The organism is Gordonia sp. McavH-238-E, from assembly GCF_022348225.1.
Classification (GTDB): domain Bacteria; phylum Actinomycetota; class Actinomycetes; order Mycobacteriales; family Mycobacteriaceae; genus Gordonia; species Gordonia terrae.
In genome coordinates this window covers 469,386-491,270 of the sequence record NZ_JAKRFE010000001.1, presented here as the reverse complement: position 1 = coordinate 491,270, position 21,885 = coordinate 469,386, and the positions used below count along the sequence as shown (strand labels likewise).

General features: G+C 68.1%; 22 protein-coding genes. 7 read left to right on the top strand and 15 right to left on the bottom strand.

Features of this window, described 5'->3' with window-relative positions; all coding sequences use genetic code 11:
* Nucleotides 1-320 precede the first annotated feature (320 nt).
* Nucleotides 321-710 carry an enoyl-CoA hydratase/isomerase family protein gene (locus tag MHN80_RS02190; RefSeq protein WP_239399193.1) on the top strand — a complete coding sequence of 130 codons (390 nt, stop codon included), beginning with the start codon at nucleotides 321-323 and terminating at the stop codon, nucleotides 708-710.
* Nucleotides 674-850: a hypothetical protein gene (locus MHN80_RS02185; protein ID WP_239399190.1), complete on the top strand. Its 177-nt coding sequence runs from the start codon at nucleotides 674-676 to the stop codon at nucleotides 848-850. Before MHN80_RS02190 ends, MHN80_RS02185 begins: the two co-directional genes overlap by 37 nt.
* Before the next feature lie 83 nt (nucleotides 851-933).
* On the opposite strand, the gene MHN80_RS02180 is transcribed toward MHN80_RS02185, so the two are convergent.
* Both MHN80_RS02180 and MHN80_RS02175 read right to left on the bottom strand, forming a co-directional pair.
* Nucleotides 934-1,788 (bottom strand): response regulator transcription factor, encoded by an 855-nt coding sequence (locus MHN80_RS02180; RefSeq protein WP_239399186.1) that lies wholly within the window; start codon nucleotides 1,786-1,788, stop codon nucleotides 934-936.
* Nucleotides 1,789-1,878: 90 nt separating this feature from the next.
* Nucleotides 1,879-3,477: an AMP-binding protein gene (locus tag MHN80_RS02175; protein WP_239399184.1), complete on the bottom strand. Its 1,599-nt coding sequence runs from the start codon at nucleotides 3,475-3,477 to the stop codon at nucleotides 1,879-1,881.
* A 37-nt stretch (nucleotides 3,478-3,514) separates the two neighbouring features.
* Between MHN80_RS02175 and MHN80_RS25785 the strand changes: the two genes are divergently transcribed.
* On the top strand, nucleotides 3,515-4,615 hold the full coding sequence (locus MHN80_RS25785; RefSeq protein ID WP_308219745.1) for an alpha/beta hydrolase: 1,101 nt from the start codon (nucleotides 3,515-3,517) through the stop codon (nucleotides 4,613-4,615).
* A 197-nt stretch (nucleotides 4,616-4,812) separates the two neighbouring features.
* Here MHN80_RS25785 and MHN80_RS02165 read toward each other — a convergent pair whose 3' ends face one another.
* A complete protein-coding gene (locus MHN80_RS02165) occupies nucleotides 4,813-5,292 on the bottom strand; it encodes a methylated-DNA--[protein]-cysteine S-methyltransferase (RefSeq protein WP_239399180.1) in 480 nt (159 codons plus the stop codon).
* A gap of 145 nt (nucleotides 5,293-5,437) precedes the next feature.
* On the opposite strand from MHN80_RS02165, the gene MHN80_RS02160 reads away from it, so the two are divergent.
* Nucleotides 5,438-5,863, top strand: coding sequence for a nitroreductase family deazaflavin-dependent oxidoreductase (locus tag MHN80_RS02160; protein ID WP_004022194.1), 426 nt, complete (start codon nucleotides 5,438-5,440; stop codon nucleotides 5,861-5,863).
* An 80-nt stretch (nucleotides 5,864-5,943) separates the two neighbouring features.
* Nucleotides 5,944-6,420, top strand: coding sequence for a phage tail protein (locus tag MHN80_RS02155; RefSeq protein ID WP_239399178.1), 477 nt, complete (start codon nucleotides 5,944-5,946; stop codon nucleotides 6,418-6,420).
* Nucleotides 6,421-6,429: 9 nt separating this feature from the next.
* Here the strand turns inward: MHN80_RS02155 and MHN80_RS02150 are convergent, their stop codons facing one another.
* On the bottom strand, nucleotides 6,430-7,482 hold the full coding sequence (locus MHN80_RS02150; protein ID WP_239399176.1) for a fused (3R)-hydroxyacyl-ACP dehydratase subunits HadA/HadB: 1,053 nt from the start codon (nucleotides 7,480-7,482) through the stop codon (nucleotides 6,430-6,432).
* 65 nt (nucleotides 7,483-7,547) lie between these two features.
* Nucleotides 7,548-8,744: an oxygenase MpaB family protein gene (locus MHN80_RS02145; RefSeq protein ID WP_275447335.1), complete on the bottom strand. Its 1,197-nt coding sequence runs from the start codon at nucleotides 8,742-8,744 to the stop codon at nucleotides 7,548-7,550.
* Between the two features lie 206 nt (nucleotides 8,745-8,950).
* On the opposite strand from MHN80_RS02145, the gene MHN80_RS02140 reads away from it, so the two are divergent.
* Nucleotides 8,951-9,601 carry an MBL fold metallo-hydrolase gene (locus MHN80_RS02140; protein WP_239399170.1) on the top strand — a complete coding sequence of 217 codons (651 nt, stop codon included), beginning with the start codon at nucleotides 8,951-8,953 and terminating at the stop codon, nucleotides 9,599-9,601.
* Here the strand turns inward: MHN80_RS02140 and poxB are convergent.
* The gene (poxB, locus tag MHN80_RS02135) at nucleotides 9,598-11,334 is read right to left on the bottom strand and encodes a ubiquinone-dependent pyruvate dehydrogenase (RefSeq protein ID WP_239399166.1); all 1,737 of its coding nucleotides are present in this window, start codon (nucleotides 11,332-11,334) and stop codon (nucleotides 9,598-9,600) included. The genes MHN80_RS02140 and poxB overlap by 4 nt on opposite strands.
* 131 nt (nucleotides 11,335-11,465) lie before the next feature.
* Here poxB and MHN80_RS02130 point away from each other — a divergent pair, with 131 nt between their 5' ends.
* On the top strand, nucleotides 11,466-12,506 hold the full coding sequence (locus MHN80_RS02130) for an LLM class flavin-dependent oxidoreductase (protein ID WP_101821411.1): 1,041 nt from the start codon (nucleotides 11,466-11,468) through the stop codon (nucleotides 12,504-12,506).
* 29 nt (nucleotides 12,507-12,535) lie between these two features.
* Here MHN80_RS02130 and MHN80_RS02125 read toward each other — a convergent pair whose 3' ends face one another.
* The 9 genes from MHN80_RS02125 to MHN80_RS02085 all read right to left on the bottom strand — a co-directional run bounded on the left by MHN80_RS02125 (nucleotide 12,536) and on the right by MHN80_RS02085 (nucleotide 21,791).
* Nucleotides 12,536-13,174 carry a GyrI-like domain-containing protein gene (locus tag MHN80_RS02125; protein ID WP_239399286.1) on the bottom strand — a complete coding sequence of 213 codons (639 nt, stop codon included), beginning with the start codon at nucleotides 13,172-13,174 and terminating at the stop codon, nucleotides 12,536-12,538.
* A gap of 10 nt (nucleotides 13,175-13,184) precedes the next feature.
* Complete coding sequence (locus tag MHN80_RS02120; RefSeq protein ID WP_239399163.1) at nucleotides 13,185-13,988, bottom strand: ABC transporter permease; 804 nt, start codon at nucleotides 13,986-13,988, stop codon at nucleotides 13,185-13,187.
* Nucleotides 13,985-14,953: an ATP-binding cassette domain-containing protein gene (locus MHN80_RS02115; RefSeq protein WP_239399161.1), complete on the bottom strand. Its 969-nt coding sequence runs from the start codon at nucleotides 14,951-14,953 to the stop codon at nucleotides 13,985-13,987. Before MHN80_RS02115 ends, MHN80_RS02120 begins: the two co-directional genes overlap by 4 nt.
* Nucleotides 14,954-14,984: 31 nt before the next feature.
* Nucleotides 14,985-15,470: a PPOX class F420-dependent oxidoreductase gene (locus tag MHN80_RS02110; protein ID WP_064570092.1), complete on the bottom strand. Its 486-nt coding sequence runs from the start codon at nucleotides 15,468-15,470 to the stop codon at nucleotides 14,985-14,987.
* A gap of 29 nt (nucleotides 15,471-15,499) precedes the next feature.
* A complete protein-coding gene (locus tag MHN80_RS02105) occupies nucleotides 15,500-16,696 on the bottom strand; it encodes a serine hydrolase (RefSeq protein WP_239399159.1) in 1,197 nt (398 codons plus the stop codon).
* Between the two features lie 70 nt (nucleotides 16,697-16,766).
* Nucleotides 16,767-18,080 carry a polysaccharide pyruvyl transferase family protein gene (locus MHN80_RS02100; RefSeq protein WP_239399157.1) on the bottom strand — a complete coding sequence of 438 codons (1,314 nt, stop codon included), beginning with the start codon at nucleotides 18,078-18,080 and terminating at the stop codon, nucleotides 16,767-16,769.
* A gap of 73 nt (nucleotides 18,081-18,153) precedes the next feature.
* The gene (locus MHN80_RS02095) at nucleotides 18,154-19,782 is read right to left on the bottom strand and encodes an FAD-dependent monooxygenase (RefSeq protein ID WP_165629989.1); all 1,629 of its coding nucleotides are present in this window, start codon (nucleotides 19,780-19,782) and stop codon (nucleotides 18,154-18,156) included.
* Between the two features lie 118 nt (nucleotides 19,783-19,900).
* On the bottom strand, nucleotides 19,901-20,311 hold the full coding sequence (locus tag MHN80_RS02090; RefSeq protein WP_101821422.1) for a hypothetical protein: 411 nt from the start codon (nucleotides 20,309-20,311) through the stop codon (nucleotides 19,901-19,903).
* A gap of 55 nt (nucleotides 20,312-20,366) precedes the next feature.
* Nucleotides 20,367-21,791, bottom strand: coding sequence for an FAD-binding oxidoreductase (locus tag MHN80_RS02085; protein WP_239399155.1), 1,425 nt, complete (start codon nucleotides 21,789-21,791; stop codon nucleotides 20,367-20,369).
* Nucleotides 21,792-21,885: the final 94 nt, after the last annotated feature.

Here is a 21,885-nt window from a genome sequence, read left to right as displayed (position 1 = left end):
GCCGGGTGGTCCACCCCACTTCGGGGGTAGCGCCGAGCGCATCGTCGTCCGTTACATGTGATCTGAACAACTCACCGCCGAGAGAAAGAGGTTCCGCCCAGGTCAGAGTTCGGCGATATCGACGTTCGGATCGAAGACGGTGTTTTCACGATCGAGATAGGACGACTCGATGCGGCGACACACAACGGGCTGTCCCGGGTGTTTCGCGCAGCGCACGAGTCCGATGCCCAGGTCGTGGTGGTGACGGCAAAGACCACACCTTCTTCAGCCCGGACAAGTACGACCCCGACTACATCGTCGCGGCGGGAGCCCGAGACGCGATGCTCACCATGTACAAGGAGGGTGAGGCGATCATTCGTGACTCGATCTCCTGTGAGAAGCCGATGGTGGCGAAGGTCTGGGCGCCGGGCGCGCACAGCCTGGGTGCATCCCTCGCCTTGGCCTGCGATTTCGTCTATGCCGCCGACGATGCGACGTTCAGCGATCCGCACCTCTCCGGCTTCGCGGTCCCGCCCGGCGACGGTGGCGCGCTGCTGTGGCCGGCACGAATCGGACTGACTCGGGCACGTGAGTTCCTGCTCACCGACCGGGTGGCAACTGCCGACGAGGCCGTCGAGATCGGCCTGATCAACAAGTCGGTACCGGCGGAGTCGACGCCGAGGTGGACGCCCTGGTGGCGAAACTCAAGTCCTACGACACGTTCGCCCTGAAGATGAGCAAGAAGTGGCTCAATCAGTATGTGCTGCAGGATCTGAACACCGTCGGACTCGGCATGCTGACCGCCGAGGGGATGCTGTTGGCCGGTGGCGCACTCAGCTCCGCCGGCGACTTCCTCGACACCCAGAAGTAGGCGTCGCAAGGACGACTCGATGGCACCGGCACACCGTGCCGGTGCCATCGGTGGTCGAGGGGCCGTCCGAGACCCGGGGCGGCCTACGGGAGTAGGCCGAGCCTGCGGGCCTGCACCACGGCTTCATGACGACTGTGCACCTCGAGTTTGGCCATGAGGTTGCGCATGTAGGACTTCACGGTCTCCGGGCTCAGGGACATCCGCTCGGCGATCTCCGCGTTGCGGCAGCCGAGCGAGGCGTGAGCGAGTACGTCGGATTCACGCCGGGACAACCGGACCGTCGGTGCCGGATCCGGATCGGCCAGGCGGCGAAGCCGATCCTCGACGGCGTGGATCTCCGCGCTGAGTGAATCGTCACCCAGGCGATCGGCGATGTCGCGGAGCGCCAGGTAACTCTCGGTGATCGCCTCGGACACCCGCAGCTCACGTGTCGGATCGTTGCCGGCTGTCCGTGGTGTTGCTGACAGGATTCGAACGCGGCGGTCGACCTCGTCGCGCATCGCGAACTCGCGCGCGAGCGCGGTCGCCCCGGCGACGACGGGTTCGACCGCTCGATCGCCCAGATCGGAGTCCAGGCGGAGCCCGCCGTAGAGCACGCCGCGGGTTTCTCGCCGGACGACGACGGGCACCGCGAGCAGGGTCTGGATACCCTCCGTGCCGACGTGATGGTCGTACTCGTGTGTGATCGTTCGTGAGTGCGCGTAGTTTCGGACACCGACCGGACGCTGTTCGGCGATCGCCCGCCCGCCCGCGCCGCACTCGGCGTGGATGACCAACCCGCGCAAGATCTGGCTGCGGGTGCCGACCAGTCCGGACAGCTTCAGATCGCCCCGGTGAACCATGCCGCCGAACATGACCGGGAAAGCGGTCCGGCGACCGAGGTCGCGCAACTCGGCATGGATGGCGTCCTGGTCGGAGGGCCGCAGGGCGTCGTTCACGACTGTTCGTCTCCTACTTCTCGGCTGCAATAGTCGAGTGTCCCCCGTCACATCCGATGGGGTCAGCGTAGCAAAGTGTCCACGAACGGATCAGTTCTGCTCTCGCAGAGCGTATTTCACGATCTTGCCGGTCGACGTGCGTGGGAGCTCATCGATGAACACGATGTCATCGGGGACCTTGAACCGGGCGAGGTGGCGGCGTACGTGATCGCGCAGTTCATCCGCGGTCACCGTGGCCGACGGCGCGACGATCACGAAGGCCTTGGGCCGTTCACCCCATTTCTCGTCGGGGACACCGATGACGGCCACATCGAGCACCTCCTCGTGGCTGACGAGAACCTGCTCGATCTCGACGGTCGAGATGTTCTCGCCCCCGGAGATGACGATGTCCTTGGCTCGATCCTTGAGCTGGATGTATCCGTCGGCATGCATCACACCGAGATCGCCGGTGTGAAACCACCCGCCCGCGAAGGCAGCTGCGGTGGCCTCGGGGTCGCGGAAGTACCCGATCATGACATTGTTCCCGCGAAGCACGATCTCGCCCATGGTCTTTCCGTCCGCCGGTACATCGACCATGTCCTCGTCGACCACCCTGGCGGTCTCCGCCTGCACCATGCCGACGCCCTGGCGGGCGAGCAGCGCGGCCCGCTGGTCTGCGGGCAGGTCCGACCACGAATCCTGATGCTCGCAGATCGTGTACGGGCCGTAGACCTCCGTGAGTCCGTAGACGTGCACGATGGTGAACCCGAGCGCTTCGAGCTGACCGATCACGGTCGGAGACGGCGGCGCTCCGGCGGTGGTGATGCGCAGTTCGTCGACACGATGAGCCCCTGGCGCCTGCGCGATGATGGAGCAGACCGCCGGCGCACCGCACAGATGTGTGATGCCGAGGTCGTCGATCGCCTTCCAGATGTCCGCACCCCGCACAGCGCGGAGACACACATGAGTGCCCGCGGCCTGCGTGACCGCCCACGTGGTGCACCATCCGTTGCAATGGAACATCGGCAGCGTCCACAGGTATCGGGTGTGGCCGTCGAACCCGTTGTGAAAAGTCTCGCCGAGGGAGTTGAGGTAGGCGCCGCGGTGGGAGTACAGAACACCCTTCGGGTTACCCGTCGTCCCCGAGGTGTAGTTGATCGAGATCGGCTGGTTCTCGTCGTCGACTCCCCAGTGGATGGGGGCGGTGTCGTCGGCCGCGGCGGAGAGGAAGTCCGCGAAGTCCTCGGTGCCGCGGGTGCCGGCGTGATCGTCAGGAACGGTCGGATCGACGACTCGCACGACGCTGTCGAGGGACGCCACCGAACTCCCGAAACCGTCGACCACCGAGGACAACTCGGCATCGACGAACAACAGGACGGCCCCGGAGTGGTCGAGTATGTACTCGAGTTCCCTCCCGGCCAGTCGAGAGTTCAGTGCGACCAGGACACCGCCGGCCAACGGCACCGCGTAGTGGGCGAACAGCAACTCCGGCGTGTTCGGTGACAGGAACGCCACCCGGTCACCTGGCCGGATGCGAGTCCGGATGGCTCGTGCGAACTGTTCCACGCGGTGCCCGAACTCGCGGTAGGTGAGCTGCCGGTCGCCGTGGATCACCGCGAGGCGGTCCGGGAACACTCGCGCGGAGCGCTCGAGAAACGACAGCGGGCTCAGCGGGGTGTCGTTGGCCGGCAGAGCGTTGTCGGGAGACATGCTGAACCTCCGAATCGTCGGGTACGAGACGTAATCGGTGCCATCGTGCGCGGTCGCCGTGACCCTTCGCTACCCCCGAAAGTGGGTCTGCCCTGCCCCCGGGGCGCGACAGGGGCTTCGCTGTTGGGGGCGAGCGTCATCTCTTTGTTCGGGTTCGTGCGCTTTCGCCGCGAGAGCCCGGATCCGGCGTTACCGTCGCACCACCTGTCGTCGGCGGTGGAGGCATGTTGATGGGACTGGCAGACTCGGGCGCCCACGCGTCCGGACCGCACCTTGTCGATACACCGTTGGGACCGGTCGAATCCGTCGATGTCGGGTCGGGCCCGCCCGTGCTCTTTCTGCACGGGTCGCCGGGCGGTTACGACCAGGGCGTCCTGATGACGCGCTTCTCGCCGGGTCGCATCGGGTCATCGCGATCTCGCGGCCGGGGTACCTGGGCACGCCGCTCACGCACGAGACGAGTGCTCCGGCGGCGCAGGCGGAGCTGGCCGTGGCCGTGTTGGATGCGCTGGAGATCGAGCGGTGTGCACTGATGTGTTGGTCCGGGGGCGGACCCGCCGCCTACTCGCTCGCCGCTGCGGTGCCGGACCGCGTCGCATCGATGGTCGCGGTCGCCGCGGTCAGCACGCGGTTCGACCCGCGGAGCAGTCTGCGCGGCCGACTCGAACTATCCGAGGAGAGGCTTCTGTTCAGCCGCTTCGGCCAGTGGCTCGCGACGACGCTCGCCGCCAAGGCCCCGTCCACGGCCATCTCGACTCTGCTGTCGGGGGAGGGCGATCTGTCGCGCGCCCAGATCCGGGAGCTCACGGCGGGCATCGTCGCCGACGACGACCAGCGCGCGCTGGCGACCGATTTGTTCGCCACCGTGTCGGGGGGCCGAAAAGCAGGTTTCGACAACGACTTCGACCAGTTTCGCGAGCTCGACCTACCACTCGCGGCCATCACCGCGCCGGTGCTGGCGATCCACGCGCGCACCGACGCCGACGTCCCCTTCGACCAGAGTGTCCATGCCGTGGACACCCTGGTCGATGCTCGCCTCGAGGCGATCGACGAAGGCACCCACCTGTCGATGTGGCTCGGCTCCGACGCGTCGCGACTCCAGGCGTTGGTCGGTGAGCACCTGGCCGCGGTGGAGTGAAGGGCTTTCCACTCTCGGTTGCCGGACCCTTCGTGACGCGCCCTCCGCAAGCTCCGGGCGCTCCTCAGGGGGCAGGGCAGGCGCCCTCCGCAAGCTCCGGGCGCTCCTCAGGGGGCAGGGCAGTCGCCCTCCGCAAGCTCCGGGCGCTCCTCAGGGGGCAGAGGGGCGGTCGCGCGTGGTCGCCTGTCGGGCGGCCGTCAGAACAGCGTCGGCGGGAGGGCGCCTTCGAACTCGAGCAACCAGCGCTTGGTCGACAGTCCCTGGCCGGTCACGCCTCCCGAGTAGCCGCCGAGACCGTCACCGGCGACGACGCGGTGGCAGGGGATCAGCAGCGGCACGGGATTGATGCCCATGATGGTCCCGACGCCGCGCGCGGAGACCCGGGTGCCTGTCATCGCGGCGAGTTCTCCGTAGGTGACGGTGTCGCCATGGCCGACCTCCCGGCGCAGCGTGGTCAGAACCGCACGGGCGGCATCCGACATCCCGCCGAGGTCGACCGGGAGGTCGAATTGGGTGAGCTCGCCGGCAAAATAGGCGCGGAGTTGCCGGACGGCTTCGGGGAGAACGGGATCGACGGAGTCGATGCCGGCCGGTGCCTCGATGTCCGCTCGCCAGGCCACGCGCACGATGGCCGAGCCGTCGCTGTCGACGGCCAGGGTGCCGACAGGCGTCGGCACGAGAACACTGTGTGCTGGGGGCATCGCGGGGTCTCACGGTCGGGGTCGGGGTGCGGTCACAGTAGCGCCAGAGTCGCGCCCTTCGATGGAGACAGCTCCGGGAGTATCTGGGAATATTCGGCTGGGCCGTCGTGTTCCGCCCACCATGAGTGCTAATGCAGAGTTGAGTCCTGAAGGCTGGGTCCGCGAGCAGACCGAGAAGATCCTCGAGCAGGGCACCACCGACGGTGTGACCGTGATGGACCGTCCGATCGTGCTGTTCACCACCACCGGCGCGAAGTCGGGCAAGAAGCGCTACGTGCCGCTGATGCGGGTCGAGGAGAACGGCAAGTACCTCATGGTGGCCTCGAAGGGTGGCGCACCGGAGCATCCGGCGTGGTACCACAACGTGAAGGCGAACCCGCAGGTGACCGCGCAGGACGGCGCCGAGGTCAAAGAACTGACCGCTCGCGAGCTGAGCGATGGCGAGGAGCGCGACCACTGGTGGGAGCTCGCCGTCGCCGCTTTCCCGCCGTATGCGGAGTATCAGACGAAGACCGATCGGCAGATCCCGGTGTTCGTGCTCGAGTGAGGGGCGCGCTTCACCGTTGGAGCCCCCGGCCGCGGCCGGGGGCTTTACGCTGTCTCAGGCAGTGAGGCGGAAGGAGCGTCATGGGGAACGTCGTCGATTTCAAGGATGTCTCCACCACGGGACTCGACAGTTCACCGGTCGCCGAGGCGTTGGCCGGCCTCCGGGCCAACGAGGCCCGGTATTTCAAGACGAAGTACGGGCACGATTTCGTCGTCGTCCCGGCATCGGAAGCACCCGACATCCTCGACCGGGTGACCACGATCCTGGCGAACGAGCGCGACATCACCATCGCGTCGCCGGCTCTCGAGGTCAGCGACTTCGAGGTGGGCCCGGACGACGGCAGACTCCACATGTCGTACGTGTTCTACGAGTCGGGCCTGGCCGTCAACGTCATGTACAGCATCGACCCCGCCGGGAAACGTGCTGTCGGGTTCAAGCTGTCCGAGGGTATGGACGTCCCGGCCGAGTTGGAGGCGAAGTTCAAGTTCGCCCGCCAGAAATCGAAACTCGCCGGCGTCATCCGCGGGTCCTACTTCGTCATCAAAGGGGAGTACTGACCCCGACGGTCACTTGAAGCGGATGTTCAGGGTGGCGAGACCGAAGATCTTGCGGCCACCCGACTTCGCCACCACGATGACGACGCCCGTTCGGGTCGCCGGATCGAGCGACTTGATCCGCCCGCTGTACTCGATCTCCCCGCCCTCGGCGCGGGACACGACGGCGGGCTGGGACAGGCGCACCGCGTAACGGGTCACGGCACCCGGATCGCCCGACCACGAGGACACGTACGCCGCCCCAAGGCCCATGGTCAGCATCCCGTGGGCGATCACATCGGGGAGGCCCGCGAGCTTCGCACTCGTCTCGTCCCAGTGGATCGGATTGGCGTCGCCGGCGACACCGCCGTAGTTGACCAGGTCGCCGCGGGACAGTCGGATGGTGTGCGGCGGCAGCTCGTCGCCGACGCTCAGGTCGTCGAAGCTCCGGGCCCCGGAGGTGCGACCCGTGTCATCGGCGGCCGGGACATCGCGCTCGGGACGAACCGATTTCACGTAGCGTTGGGCAGCCTCGTCGTGGCTGAAGATGTTGACGTCGTGCATCATCACCTTGCGAACCGCACTGCTCAGTTCGGGATCGACCTCGTCCGCGGTCACGCCGACGACCGTGGTGTGCATGGTGTGCACTCGTTCGCCCGCGGCGTCGGTCATGGTGTTGGTCACGGTGATCAGGTCTTTGCCCGCGATCCGACGAACGCTGCTCAGCTCGACGTCGGTGGTCAGTTCGTCTCCGGCGACGATCGGCCGGTGCTGTTCGAAGACCTGCTCGGTCTGCACGTAGGTGTCATATCCGACGATGACCTTCTCGAAGAGTTCCCGGTTGGCCGCCATCGCCGGGATCGAGGTGAAGGTGAGCGGCGTGACGAGTCCTGAATAGCCCAGTGCGGCTGCGGCTTCGGGTTCCCAGTGCGCGCCGTGGTAGTCCTGAACCGCGCGGGCGTACTCGCGCACCTTCTCGCGTCCGACCTGATACGAGCCGTCGAGGACGTAGTAGTGCCCGACTCGGGATTCGATCCCGGCGGGATCATCGGCGGTCGTGGCGGTGGTCGTCGGAGTGTGCGTCACCCCGAACACGCTAACGGTGTACCGATCCGAGTCCAACTCCGGAGTAAGTTTGCGGCCGTCGCGCGTCAGCGTCGGAGCCCCTTGCCGTGAGCGTACTCCGCCGGCCGCCCCGAGGTCTGCCAGTCGTGCCAGTTCTCCCGGTGGCGGCACATCCACCGCTCGTGCAGACGGCGGAATCCGGGTGAGATCCGACGGGCGGTCTCGATGGCGATCACGGCGGGGAGACGGAGTGCGATGACGAGTATCCCCGGAACCGGGCTCGGCATCCGGTAGCGCACCCGTGTCATGGGCAGCATGTAGATGCTCGAATATGCCGCGTACATGGCCGCGTTGAATCTGCCGCGCAGTCGCTGCAGTCCGGTCGAGCCGCTCTTCGCGAACGCCGCCGGAAACGACTCGATGAGCTCGGCACCATCGTCCCCGGCGTCGTACGTGCGGGTGGAGGTGACGAAGGCCAGCAGCCGTAAGGAGTCGGCGATCGTCTCGGGGTACCACTGCGTGCGCACACCGAGCAGGTGGCCGAGGTAACGCTGGTAGTGGAGCAGGACGCGGATCTCGCGGGGTGTCGTCTGTACTCCGGTGAGCCACAGCGCCATCGCCGGCACCACGCTGCCGCCCAGCAGAGTCAGCAGTTGATACGACTGACTGATCGGATCCCCCCAGCGTTGCCGATCCCATTCCGGATGCTCGGCGACGGTGCGACGAACCCATACGTGCATGACCCGAACGCGCATCGCCGTCGCACGACCCTGCGACCCCGGTGTGAGCAGCGCCCCAGGCTGTGAGACGTCGATCCAGAAGCGCGAGGTCTCCAGGAACCGGCGCAGCGCGTTGTCGCCTGCATAACCGCCGGCCAGTGAGAGCGGTTTCGCGACAGCGGCCTCGGTGTACATCTCCAGGGTGATCCCGCCGGCGACACTGAACAGGCCGGTGCCCCACCGGCGCCAGATGGCCTCGCCCTCCGCGATCAGTTCGGGGTCGACCCAGTCCGGGACGGTCTCGAACTCCTCGAACAGGTCGACCAGAGCAGGTGGGGGATCGCTGATGCTGTCGAGACCGTCGGTGAGTGCCTGATCGAGGAGCGCCCGCGCGGTCTCACCGCCCAGCGTGCCGTACACCTCGTCGACGAAACGTTCGGCGACCGGGTCGGTGCGGAACATGTCCTCGGCGAAGGTGCGCAGGTGCTCCGGCTCCGGGAAGAGATCCTTGCGGGTCGCTCGCCGGACCAGGGTACGGACACGTCGCAGACGGCGGTTCGACATCGCGGACTCATAGGCGACCGCCGCGGGAAAGGCCGGAGCGTCGGGTGGCGGCGAGAGGGACACAGGAACTCCAGACGTGAGACGGATTCCCTAATGTGTATCACCCGTGCCGACTGTCGTGCACCTGGCACTCATGGACGTTGACTTCAAGCCAACCTGAAGTTGCAGCGTGGAGTGGACATTCCGCACAACCGAAGGAGACACCGATGCGCCGCGTTCTCACCGACTTGTGGGAGACCAGCTCCGACAACCCGTTCCCCGGACTCACCACGCACGCCTACTTGTGGACCTCGAGCCGGAACGTGCTCTTCTACTCGGTCGCCTCCGATTCCGAGTTCGACAGCTTCGCCCGGCTCGGGGGGATCGATGAGCAGTACCTGTCCCACCAGGACGAGGCCGGACCCATGCTCGCCACGATCCAGGCACGCTTCGGTGCGAACCTGCACGCGCCGGCCACCGAAGCGGATCGGATCAGCGGTCACGCGCGGATCGGTGTCGCTCTCGCGGACCGGCACGTCGACGACAACGGGGTCGAGGTGATCCCGTCGCCGGGTCACACTCCGGGCAGCACGAGCTACCTGGTGCACGGCGCCGACGGTGACCGCTATCTGTTCACCGGGGACACCCTCTATCTCAGCGCCTCGGGGCGGTGGACCGCCGGTTACCTCCCCGGCATGAGCGACGCGGATCAGCTCGCCGCGAGCCTGGAACTGTTGGCCACCGTGGCCCCGGACGTTGTCATATCCAGCGCCTATGCCGGGGACTCCGCCGTTCACCGCGTCGACACCTCGGCCTGGCCGGCTCACGTGACCGAGGCGATCGCAGGTCTGTCGACAGCCGCCGGCCCGAGCCGCTAGTCGAACAGACGCCGGAACAGGTTGGTCTCGGCGAGGTCGATGAGTTCGTCGCCGCGCCCGGACAACACGGTGCGCAGGGCGTAGAGGGTGAAACCCTTGGCCTGGGCAGCGGTGATCGCCGGCGGGATGGACAGCTCCTGCCGGGCGGTGACGACGTCGAGCAGCGCCGGACCGTCGTGGGCGAGAAAGTCGTCGACCGCGCCGGCGAGGTCGTCGGGCTGCTCGACGCGCCGGCCCCGGATGCCGAGCGACTCCGCGAGCGCGGCGAAGTCCGGGTTGTCGAGATCGGTTGCGTAGTTCACGAATCCGGCAGCCTTCATCTCGACCTCGACGAAGTTCAGGGACGCGTTGTCGAAGACGACGATCTTCACCGGCAGCTTGTTCTGCGTGATGGTGAGCAGCTCGCCGAGCAACATCGCGAGCCCGCCGTCGCCGGCCAGCGCGATGATCTGGCGGTCGGGGAAGGCGGTTTGTGCGCCGATCGCCTGGGACACGGCGTTGGCCATCGAGCCGTGGGTGAACGAACCGATCAGTCGCCGGGTGCCGTTCATCTCGAGATAACGCGCCGCCCACACCACCGGTGAGCCGACGTCGGGGATGAACACCGCGTCGGCACTGGCCTTCTCGCTGATCAGGCGGGTGAGGTACTGCGGGTGGATCGGTGCCCGGTTGCGGTCGTTGTCGGCGAGATCGTCGAGGCGGCGTCGTGCCGTGGCGTAGTGGGCCAGCGAGGTCGACAGGTGCTCGCTGTCGCGGCCTGCGGTGATCGACGGCAGCAGGGCCCGGACGGTGTCGCCGACATCGCCGACGAGAGGCAGGTCGACGGGACAGCGTCGACCGATCTGTTCACCGCGGATGTCGACCTGGATGATGGTCGCCTTCGACGGGTAGAACTGCTCGTAGGGGAAGTCGGTGCCGAGCATGAGCAGGGTGTCGCATTTCTCGATTGCGCGATACCCGGATGAGAAGCCCAGAAGGCCGGTCATTCCCACGTCATAGGGGTTGTCGTATTCGATGAACTCCTTGCCACGCAAGGCGTGGACGACGGGTGCCTGCAGCGCCCGCGCGAGCTCGACGACCTCGTCATGCGAGCCCTGCACGCCCGCGCCGGCGAGTATGGTCACCCGCTCGGCGGCGTTGAGAGTGTCTGCGGCACGGGCGATCTCGGCATCGGTGGGACGGGTGACGCGTGGGATGTGCCGGATGGGGGCGCCGGCTCGTCGCTTGGGGCAGGGCGCGAGAAACGTCTCGCCCGGGATGACGAGCACCGCGACGTCCCGCTTCTCGACGGCGGTGCGCAGCGCGATGTCGAGCAGGCGCGGCATCTGGTCGGGGGTGCTGACCATTTCGCAGTAGGCGCTGCATTCCCGGAACAGCTGCTCGGGGTGCGTCTCCTGGAAGTAACCGGTGCCGATCTCGGTGGCCGGGATGTGCGCGGCGATCGCGAGGACGGGGACACGGCTGCGGTGGGCGTCGAACAGGCCGTTGATCAGGTGCAGGTTTCCGGGGCCGCAACTTCCGACACACACCGCGAGCTCGCCGGTGAGAGCGGCTTCGGCGGATGCGGCGAACGCTGCCGACTCCTCGTGCCGGACGTGCCGCCACGAGATGGCGTCGTTTCTGCGCAGGGCATCGGTGAAACCGTTGAGCGAATCACCGGGAAGCCCGTGGACGCGCCGGACTCCGGCACGTTCGAGTTCCTCGACGATTCTCTCCGCGACTGTGGTGGACATGGCGATCCGTTCGGTCGGGGTCGGTGTGTCCCGACTATAGACGCGAGCCGGGGGACACCGGCCCCGCCGGACTTCGGCCCACACTGATTTTCCGGCGTCGTCCGGCCGCCCGCGGTGTGAGAATCGACGGCATGCCACGACGCGGTGAACCCCTCCGAAAGCTCGGATTCCTGACCATCGGCCGCTTCGACGGCGACGATCCCCGCCCCGGCCATCTCGAAACCCTGCGGATGATCGAGCTGGCCGAGGAACTCGGCTTCGACAGCGTGTGGGTGCGCAACCGCCATCTCCAGTACGGCATCTCCTCGCCGGTGGCCGTGCTGGCCGCTGCCGCGGTGCGTACCAGCCGCATCGAGCTGGGCACAGCGGTGATCCCGCTCGGCCTGGAGAACCCGCTTCGGCTGGCCGAGGACCTGGCGACCGTCGACATCCTCAGCGCGGGCCGGCTCAATCCGGGTGTCTCCGTGGGCGTACCGATGCGCTACGACGACGTCAAGACCGCCCTGTACCCCGAAACACATGCGCTGGAGAACTTCTCGAAGGATCGGGTGGCGCGGCTCCTGGACAACCTGCGCGGTGAGCCGGTCAGCGACTTCGAGGGGACCGTCGGGATCGAGACGTTCTCCCGCCGTGTACAGCCGCATTCGCCCGGACTGGCCGACCGGGTCTGGTACGGAGGCGGGCTGAGCTCCGCGGTCTGGGCGGGTCGGCAGGGGATCAACTACCTGACCTCGTCGGTGGTGACCGTCGAGGGGACGCGGTCGCGGGACTTCGCGACCGTCCAGGCCGAACACATCGACGCCTACCGCGCCAGTCACGTCGATCCCGACCGAGCGCGGGTGTCTCAGGGGCTGGTGGTGATCCCCACCGACTCGGCGACCCCGGATCAGGTACGGAAGTACCGGGCGTACGCCGAGAGCCGATCGGAACGCACGCGCACCCCGCAGGGGCCCCGCGGCCTGCTGTTCTCGCCCGACTACGTCGGTCCGTCCGCCGAACTCGCCGAAACGCTCTACGAGCACGCGGGATTCCAGCGCGCCACCGAGGTGGCCTTCGCGTTGCCGTTCTCCTTCGACGAACCGGACTATCTGCAGATCGTGGGTGATCTCGCCGAACGGCTCGGGCCTGCGCTCGGTTGGACACCGGCCGGGGCACAGACTGCGGATTCGTAGCGGAAGTGCGTGCCATGTGGCGTCTTTCGTCACACCGTCCCGGTGGTCGTCGCGGATCCGACCGGTTGACGCAGGAGGGTGCGGAGCTTGTCCGGCGCGACCCGACGGAAGTCACTGAAGTAGATCTCGTGGTGCCGGCCGCGCATACGCAGGCCGCTGTCCGGGATGAATCGATCGTGCATCTCGGCCAGCACCGGGCCCTCGTCGTCGAAGGAACCGTGGTGAAGCGTCTGTACGCACAGGCCCTCGTCCAGGGAGGCGATGCGGAGGTCGTCGAGCCGCGGCGGCGACTTCTTCGTGCCCGCCTGCACGACCGCGGCGTCGAGCATGCCAGCGTCGATCCAGTCGGGGACCATCAGCATGAGAGTCCAATTCCAGCGGCCTTTGTCGCGAGACCCGGTGAACGCGCTCATGTCCTCCGCCCACCAGAGACCCTCGAGCGGCGGCACGACGTAGTCGCGGCCGAGTTCGCGGCTGCTCGCGAACTTCAGCGCATAGGCGACCGGGTACAGCGTCTCGATCGTCGCGGCGAACTGCGGCGTGGTGTTCGGGTCGCCCGACCCGTCGATCATGAGGTAGCGCATCACGGGTATTTCGAGAACACGTATCCGGCCGCGGCGGGCCTTGTACGCGTCGAGCGTCTTCTTGAAGTCGACCTTCTCGGGCACGTCGACGACCTTATCCGGGAACACGCCGCCGCTCGTAGGTTCGGAGGGCGAGGGCATACGACGCCCCGCCGATGACGACGCTCCACACGAGTGCCGCGGCAACGCTCCCCACCGGGACCAGGGCGTCGGTGAGGGTTCCGCGCAGCACCTCGATGACGGGGGTGAACGGCTGGTACTCGGCGAACTGCCGAAGTCCGGCGGGCAGGGACTCGGCCGGCACGAACCCCGTGCTGAGAAACGGCAGGATCGTGAGGAACATCGGTGTGTTGCTTGCGGTCTCGACGCTCTTGGCCGCCAGCCCGAGATAGACCGACAGCCAGATCAGCGCGATCGAGAACACGGTGGTCACGCCGAGCGCGCCCAGCCAGTCGAGCAGTCCCGCCGACGGACGGAAACCGATCGCGATGGCGACGGCCAGGACCACGACGATGCTGAACAGCGCCTGCAGAAGGCTGGCGAGCACGTGGCCGGTGAGGACCGCCGAGCGGGCGATGTCCATGGTACGAAAGCGGTTGATGATCCCCGATGTCATGTCCATCGCGACGACGATCGCGGTGCCCTGGACCGCCGAGGCGACGGTGACCAGCACGATCCCGGGCACCACGTAGTCGAGGTAGGCGGTCCGACCGGTGTCGCCGGACTGGGTGGTCATCCCGGCGCCGAGCTGACCGCCGAACACATAGACGAACAGGAGCAGGAAGACGACCGGAATCCCGACCAGCATCACGGTGAGGACGGGGAACTTGATGAGCCGCCGAACGTTGCGGCGGACCATGACCCGCGCGTCCGACACCGTGTGCGCCAGGGCCGTCATGACGTTCCGCCGAACTCATCGGGGTCGGTGATCGCGGGAGAGGGGTTGCCCGTGAGGGCGAAGAACACGTCGTCGAGGGTCGGGGCATGGACTCCGACGTCGGCGACCCGGATCCCGGCGGCGTCGAGTCGGTTCAGCGTGTTCCGGACAGTGGCGACGGTGTCGTCGGTCGCGACGTCGAGGCGACGTGCTTCGAGAACAGGACGCGCATCCGGCAGGAGCGAGGTCGCCGCGTCGAACGAGTCGCGGTCGGGGAAGGTCAGGCGCACCTCGGAATCGTGGACCCGGCTCTTCAACTCGGCGGCGGTACCCTCGGCCACGATGTGCCCATGGTCCAGGACGGCGATCCGGTCGGCGATCCGGTCGGCCTCCTCGAGGTACTGGGTGGTGAGGAAGATGGTGACACCGTCGGCGGCCAGGCGAGAGATGGTGTCCCACAGCATTCGTCGGCTTCTGGGGTCGAGTCCCGTGGTCGGCTCGTCGAGGAAGATGACCCGCGGGATCGACACGAGCGTCATCGCGAGGTCGAGCCGGCGCCGCATTCCGCCCGAATACGTCGACACCGGCCGGTCTGCGGCGTCGACGAGGTCGAACTGCTCGATCAACTCCTGCGCACGTGCGCGTCCACCGCGTCGGCCCAGCCGGCGCAGGTCGGCCATGAGAACGAGATTGTCTCGTCCGCTGAACAACTCGTCGACCGCGACCGACTGACCGGTGACGCCGATGATCGCCCGGACCTCGCGCGCCCGTGCGACCGTGTCGTATCCGCCGATGGTCACCGTCCCCGAGTCGGCGGGGAACAGGGTCGACGCGATGCCGACGGTCGTGGTCGTGCCGGACCCGTTCGGCCCCAACAGGGCGGTCACGCTTCCCGCGGGTACGTGCAGGTCGATGCCGTCGAGAACACGATGCTCACCATAGGTTTTCGTGAGCGCGCTGATCTCGATGTCGGCGGCGGTGGTCAACCGATCGGGCCCGTCGCGCCGCGGGGGTCGATCATCGATCCTGTGCGTCGAGCCGCGCCGCGACGTCGGCGGGGAACCCGCCGGTGGCGATCGGACCCCAACTGGTCGGGGTGATGCGGATCAGCGACTTGCCCTGGGTCCGCATGGCGGCGCGGTATTCGTCCCAGTCCGGATGTTCTCCGGAGATGCTGCGAAAATAGTCGACCAGCGCGTCTTCGGCCTCGGGCATGTCGAGGACCTCGGCATCGCCGTCGACCTGGACCCAGGCACCGTTGAACTCGTCGGACAGGACCACGACCCCGGCGACGGGGGTGCGGCGGAGGTTCGCGGCCTTGGCGCGTCCGGGGTAGGTCGAGATGACGATCCGCCCCTGCTCGTCGACGCCGCCGGTGACCGGCGACATCTGCGGACTGCCATTGGATCGGACGGTGCTGAGGATCATGTGGTGACGCGGCCGGATGAACTCGAGCAGTCCGGCACGGTCGACACCATCGGCTTTCGCGACTGTTCTGGCCATGCGCCGACCTTACGCCCGGACGGGGTGATTCAGGGCAGTGCGGCGATGAGCGCGGACTGCACCGCGGAGACCGGGGGCGTGGACTTGCCGTCGACGGTGACGGCGTCGTCGGTGTTGATCACGATGATGATGGTCGTGTCCGAGTCGTACTCGTGGAACAGCGAGGTGTTGTATCCGGGGAAATCGCCGTCGTGGCCCCACCATCCGTCGCGGTTGCCGATTCCGATGCCGTATCCCGAGGTGGCGGTGTTGGGCGGTGGCGAGGTGAGGATCGAATCCCGTCGCAGCTGCTGGGTGGCCGGATCGAGCACCCCGCGTCCGGTGAACAGCGCCTCGCCCCAGGTCTGCAGGTCGTCGATCGTCGAGATGACGGCGCCCGCGGTGGAGGCGAACGAGGGGTTCCAGCGCGTGGAGTTCACCGTCTGCCCGTCGGGCTGACCCTGGTCGGTCAGTCCGTCCAGGTGCGGATCGGGGATCTCGACCGACCCGCCGGGCCAGGAGGATTCGTCCATCCCCAGGGGTGTGAAGATCCCGTCGGTGAAGACCTCGCCGATGGGCTTCGCGAGCACCTTCTCGATCACTTGTCCGAGCAGGACGTAGTTGGTGTTGGAGTACTCCCAGCCCTGCCCCGGTGGGAAGCTCGGCGGCAGCGCCTTCGCGGTGTCGACCAGTTCGGCGGGCGTCCAGACGGTTTCGGGGTCGGCGAAGAACTTCCGGTCGAAGGCCTCGGACGCGGTGTACGACGGGATGCCGCTGGTCATGTCGGCGACCTGCCGTAACGTCGCGGAGCCGTTGGGTGCGCCCGCGACATACTTGTCGATCGGATCGTCGAGGGAGACCCGACCCTCCTGCACGAGTTGCAACAGGAGTGTCGCGGTCATCGTCTTGGTGAGAGAACCGATACGCGTGTGGTCTCCGGACTCGATGGGTTCGTCCCCGCCTGCCGCCCGCACACCGGATGTTCCCGTCCAGGTTCCGGCCGGCGAGATGACCCGGGCGATGACCCCGGGGAAGTCGCCGGCGGCCCGCGTGTCGTCGATCGCCTTCTGAAACGCCGCCGCGGCGTCGGCGGGCACCGATGTCGGCTGCCCCGTGACCGATGCCGTCGACGATCCCGCACCCGAAGCCGTCTCCGCTGGCGAGCACGCGACCAGGCCGAGTGCGGCTGCCGCGCCGAGCGTCGTCATGCGGAGGAGGAGCGTGGCGCGCACAGGCTTTCGGCTCATCCGCTCACTGTATCGGCAGACCGGCGCGACGAGGCGGTTTGCCGCGAAAGCCGAGTGGCCATGGGGGAGCTCAGATACGGTGTGCCAGCACCGGCGGGACCGGGTAGATGTCGACCGCCGTGGCGAGCTTGGCCGAGACCGCTCGGTCGCGCGCGATCGCGTCGAAGCCGTGACCGTTCGGCCGGTCCGGGACGGTCGTACCGGAATCGACGACGGTCCAGTCGGAGCCGGCATCGATCAGAGACCGGTGCTTGGTGGAGTAGTACCCCGGCATCGCCACGACCGCGACCCCGGGATCGCCCGCGGCCGCGGCCATCAGGTGCGGATGGAACCGAGTGCTGATCCACGTGCTGCGGTGCCCGGCGGGCAACCCGCCGAGCCAGACATCGCGGAAGTTGAGAATGGTCGCCCCGTCCAGGCGCGAGCCGAGCAGGAACGGGACCTCGTTGTCGTGTCCGGGGATTCCCTCGACGACGGTCACCGCCGAACCGGGCACGTCCCACGCGTCGAGCGTCGTACGCACGAAATCGGCCAGCGCCTCGACGCCGGTCGATCGCGGCCCGGCGAATCTCTCGGTGAGATCGGATTGCAGGCAGAGCACGACGCCGTGCTCGGCCGGCGGATCGGTCTCTCGGTACAGCGGAGGCCGGGGCCGGGGCCGGTGCAGAGCCAGCCACGCGTCGTCGCCGGAATGCCGTGCGCCGCCGATGTCGGCGATCTCGTCGTACGACGCGGTGTCACGCACGTCCACGATGTCGAACGCGGCAAAGGCCTCGGTCAGCGCCGCCCAGGCCCGGCCCTGCAGTGTGGGCACGAGTCCTTGACCGGTCGCGGCGAGTCGGGCGCCCGATGACCGAGCCACTGCGGCCGCGGCGACGAACAGCGAGACATGGTGCGGCCATACGGTGTTGAGGTAACCGCCACCGAGTAGATGAATGGAAGTCGCCGAGTGCAGCAGATCGATGCCCGCGGTCAGACGCGGCGCCAGGCCGGCGTCGATGACGGCAGAAGCGACCCAACTCCACGGCGACTGCGATTCGGCCTCCGCCGCGTAGGTGGTCATCTGCCACAGGGTGTCGACGACGAGCAGGTCGGGGTGGGCATCGCGCAACAGCGTCGTAGCCGTGCCGGGGCTGTGGCAGTCGAGCACGACCGTGGCGTTGGGCCGCACCCGTGCCAGGTGCCGCAGCCACGTCCTGGCGATGAGTTCGTCGCCGTAGTTGGGATGACCGGCCGGCGCCACCAGATAGATGACCTCGTCAGCCCCCATCTCGCGGGCGAGACGGGAATCGGCGGTGCGGTGCCGGACCGCGGTGCCGATCCGATCGGCCAGGATGCCCGCGGTCCGGAACAGCGGGCGGGCGGTCGCCGGTCGTCTGGTCACGGTCCCCAAGGTTACGGCGTGCGCGCGAACCCGGTGCCGCCCGCACGGTGGTCGGGCAGGTGGTCTGCGAGAGCTACCGGAACGTGCCCTCGAGGTAGGCGAGCGCGCCCTTGGTGTCGGTGACGGGTCCGCGGTATCCGACGTAGCCGTCGGGGCGGATGACGAACACCGTCGAACCGTCGGGGAGGTAGCCGTCGGCGAACCGGCCGTCGGTGTCGCGCAGCAGCGGCAACTCGGTGCTGCCGACCTGCGCCGTCGGTGCCGCGACCACGTGGATGTCGATGTGGCCGTGGGCGTTCGCGGAGACCTCGTCGGCGAGCGACTCGAGAACGGCGACATCGCCGGTACCGGCGGCGGCGTCCGCATAGAGGATGAGGGAGTGGTCGACGCCACCCAGCACGTCGAACAGACGAAGCGCGTGGTTGACCGACTCGCGACTGAGGCCCGCGGCGTCCGGTGCGCGTTCACCTGCCCGCGGCGCGGCGGGGGCCGACGGAACCGTCGACCCCGCGACGGCGGGACTGTCGGCGTAGGAGATCAGCAACTGCGCCTCGCGCCGCATGACGAAGTCGATGTCGGTGGAATCGGTACCGATGCCCTCGCGGGCGTCCCGGACGGTGCGGCCCACGACCTCTTCGCCGACGGGCCGGCGCTCGAGGTCGTAGCTGTCGAGGAGTGCTGCGGAGGCGTCCCCGGCCACGGCGAGCGCGAGCTTCCACGCGAGGTTGTGTGCGTCCTGCACTCCGGTGTTCATGCCCTGCGCACCCGTCGGCGGATGAATGTGTGCGGCATCGCCGGCGACGAACACGCGTCCGCGGCCGTAGGAGTCGACGATGCGATGACTGATCCGGAACACCGAGGACCATCGCAGGTCCGAGACCGTCGCAGGTTCCGGTGCGAGTCGATCGACCACGGCCTGGATGTGGGACAACTCCGGTGCACGGGTTCCCTCGAACCCGTGCGCCACACCGTCTCCGCCGGTGGTGGGCGCGACGGCCAGCTCGTCGGGGACCAGCATCGACATCCGGTAGCGGCCACGGCCGGGCAGCGGGATGCACACCAGCTGGTCGTCGGTGGTGCCGTCCGCGGTCTGATGCATCGACCGGATGGCGTATCCGCGCGGCATCGACCAGTCCACCACGACGTCACCGAGCATGTACTGCTCGGTGAAGGCAGCACCCTCGAAGGTCAGCCCCAATCCCTTGCGCACCACACTGTGCGCACCGTCGGCGCCGATCAGATAATCCGCTCGGACGGTGGTCTCGCCGTCCGGACCCGTGAGGGTGACGGTCACCCCGTCGGCGTCCTGCTCGAACGCCGATACCGCTGAGCCCCGGTCGATCTCGGTGCCCAGATCGGAAAGGCGCTCGCGCAGGATGCGTTCGGTGGCGTACTGGGGGAGCAGGTGGAAACGGTAGGGGACATCGGGCGGTGTCGTGAGATCGACTCGCGAGACCTGGTTGCCGTTGACGTAGACGAGCTGACCACGCATCTCCAGGCCCGCGTCGAGCACCGATCCCACGATGCCCATGCTCTCGAACACCTCGAGGGTGCGGGGTTGGATGCCCACGGCCTTGGCGTACTGCGGGGGCTCGAGAAGCGGGTCGACGACACGTACTCGCACTCCGCGTCTGCGCAGTTCGACTGCAGCGGTCAAGCCGATGGGTCCGGCACCGGCGATCAGGACATCGACTTCGGTCATGGATTCCTCCCGTTGTCGGCACTCGCCGACGCTGTGAGGATTATCGACCGACCGGACGCCGACGTGGTGCGAGATCGGAGAAATCGGACGCCCGAACAGTCCTCGTCACAGCGGCGGACTACCTCGGGATGGCCCCGGGACCGATTGCCCGGGCGCCCAGTCGCGCGACCCTGGCCCGCAACTCGCGGTCGGCGGTGACCACGATCCGGTCCCGGTGCGGGTCCGCCTCGGCGACGACGTCGACGATCGTGTCGTCGCCCACGGCGGATGCGTCGACGACCCGGACGTGTTCGCTCGCCTCGACACCGCGCGCCCGTCCCTCGACGACGAGCACCACCTCGAGCGGTCCCGGCAGTCCTTCGAGGCCGCCGGCCGCGACGGACTCGAGTCGCGAACGCAACCTCTCGGCGGCTCCGCGACGGTCGCGCCACCACCCGTCGGGCACCGAACCGACGACGTTGGCGCCGTCCACGATCAGCAGGGGTGGGTGTGCCGCGCGGGGGGATCGGTCACCGGACGGGTCGGACATGGAACCATCAGCCCACACCCGCGCGTCGAGGGCAAGCGCGTTCCGGTTGCGACCGTCAGATGTCGCCGTGACAGAAGCGGTTCGCGGGGTCCAGGGCAGCCTTGATCGCGTCGAGCCGTTGCCGGTGGTCGGCGCTGAACGCCTGGGCGGCGCGGGCCACCCGTTCGGTACCCGAGGTGAAGTTCGGATAGGCGGCGCCGGTGACGTACGGCGCCAGCTCGGTGCGGGTCACCCGCAGCGTCGATTCGACCGCCAGCGCGATGTGGGGGTCGGGCACCGCAGCGACGAGTTCGAGGAGGAATCGTCCCGCCCGGCCCCGGTCATTGGGTGCTTGCCGCGCCCCGCGCGCGATCGCCCCACCCGCGTGGCGGATCTCGCCGCACACGATGAGCGGCGCGGATGCGGGGGCCGGCCGGACCCGGCCGGCGACGATGTCGATGGCGGCGTCCGGGAGATCGTCGAACCACTCGGTGGTGACCATCACCGGCATCGGATCGGTCGGGTCCATGCTGACGGCGTCGATCGCGGCGAACGGCAGCACATCCCACGCGTCGACGATCGGCGCGCGCCACGCACGCCACTCGTCGAGGACCGCGCGACCGGCGTCGAGATCCCCGGACCAGCATCCGCGCACGACCGCGAAGCTCCGGCCGCGCAACGGTGCCGGGACGTCGTCGGTGGGTGGCAGGTTGACGATCGCGACGGCGGACGTCAGCTCGTCGGACTGCGCAGGTGCCCAGTCCCGGAAGCGGCGGATGATCTCCTCGGCGTCGGCGACCGGGTAGAACAGGTTGCCCGCGTACACGGTCGACACGTCGACGAGCCCGATCTCCATGGACGTCACGATTCCGAAGCCGCCTGCGCCGGCACCCTTCAGCGCCCAGAAGATGTCCGGGTGGCTGGTGTCGGTGACCCGGATCGGTGTGCCGTCCGGGGTGACCAGGTCGACCGAGCGCACGGTGTCCGACGCGAGACCGAAGCGTCGGCCGAGCCAGCCGAAACCGCCGCCCAGCGTGTAACCGACCGCGCCGACACCGCTCGCCGAACCCATCAGCGGCGCCAATCCGAACGGGGCGGCGGCGTCGACAACGGTCCGCCACGTGGCGCCGGCGCCCACGCGCGCGGTCCGGGTGATCGGGTCGACGCTCACCGAGGACAGTCGGGAGGTGTTGATCAGCAACCCGCCGTCGGCGACCCGCCCGGTGCCGTGGCCGGTGGCCTGCACCGCGACGCGCAGGTCCTCCTCGGTGGCGAACCGGACGGCTTCCACGACGTCGAAGTGATTGGCGGGAACGGCGATCACGGCGGGCCGATGCACGTCGAGCCGGTTGAATCCGGACCGTGCGTCGAGGTAGCCCGCGTCACCGGGACCGTAGACGTCGCCGGCGATCCGGTCGCGGAGTTGTGCGAGCACAGAGGTGCGGGTGCGGACGGTCAGTCGCTCGGTGTGCTCGGGCGAGGAGGCGGGGGTTGCGGTCATCGGCAGGTCCTCGGTTGCGGCCGGAACGGTCCGGCGGGTTCGACGGTCTCCGGGCGGAGCCGGATTCCCGACCAGGGTCGCCGAGGGTCCTTGA

Excerpts from the sequence above, each read along its gene's own strand:
- MHN80_RS02190 (WP_239399193.1), top strand. The coding sequence starts at position 321 with ATGCTCACCATGTACAAGGAGGGTGAGGCGATCATTCGTGACTCGATC.
- MHN80_RS02175 (WP_239399184.1), bottom strand. The coding sequence starts at position 3,477 with ATGTCTCCCGACAACGCTCTGCCGGCCAACGACACCCCGCTGAGCCCG.
- MHN80_RS02160 (WP_004022194.1), top strand. The coding sequence starts at position 5,438 with ATGAGTGCTAATGCAGAGTTGAGTCCTGAAGGCTGGGTCCGCGAGCAG.
- MHN80_RS02155 (WP_239399178.1), top strand. The coding sequence starts at position 5,944 with ATGGGGAACGTCGTCGATTTCAAGGATGTCTCCACCACGGGACTCGAC.
- MHN80_RS02145 (WP_275447335.1), bottom strand. The coding sequence starts at position 8,744 with ATGTCGAACCGCCGTCTGCGACGTGTCCGTACCCTGGTCCGGCGAGCG.
- MHN80_RS02140 (WP_239399170.1), top strand. The coding sequence starts at position 8,951 with ATGCGCCGCGTTCTCACCGACTTGTGGGAGACCAGCTCCGACAACCCG.
- poxB (WP_239399166.1), bottom strand. The coding sequence starts at position 11,334 with ATGTCCACCACAGTCGCGGAGAGAATCGTCGAGGAACTCGAACGTGCC.
- MHN80_RS02130 (WP_101821411.1), top strand. The coding sequence starts at position 11,466 with ATGCCACGACGCGGTGAACCCCTCCGAAAGCTCGGATTCCTGACCATC.
- MHN80_RS02120 (WP_239399163.1), bottom strand. The coding sequence starts at position 13,988 with ATGACGGCCCTGGCGCACACGGTGTCGGACGCGCGGGTCATGGTCCGC.
- MHN80_RS02110 (WP_064570092.1), bottom strand. The coding sequence starts at position 15,470 with ATGGCCAGAACAGTCGCGAAAGCCGATGGTGTCGACCGTGCCGGACTG.
- MHN80_RS02105 (WP_239399159.1), bottom strand. The coding sequence starts at position 16,696 with ATGAGCCGAAAGCCTGTGCGCGCCACGCTCCTCCTCCGCATGACGACG.
- MHN80_RS02095 (WP_165629989.1), bottom strand. The coding sequence starts at position 19,782 with ATGACCGAAGTCGATGTCCTGATCGCCGGTGCCGGACCCATCGGCTTG.
- MHN80_RS02090 (WP_101821422.1), bottom strand. The coding sequence starts at position 20,311 with ATGTCCGACCCGTCCGGTGACCGATCCCCCCGCGCGGCACACCCACCC.
- MHN80_RS02085 (WP_239399155.1), bottom strand. The coding sequence starts at position 21,791 with ATGACCGCAACCCCCGCCTCCTCGCCCGAGCACACCGAGCGACTGACC.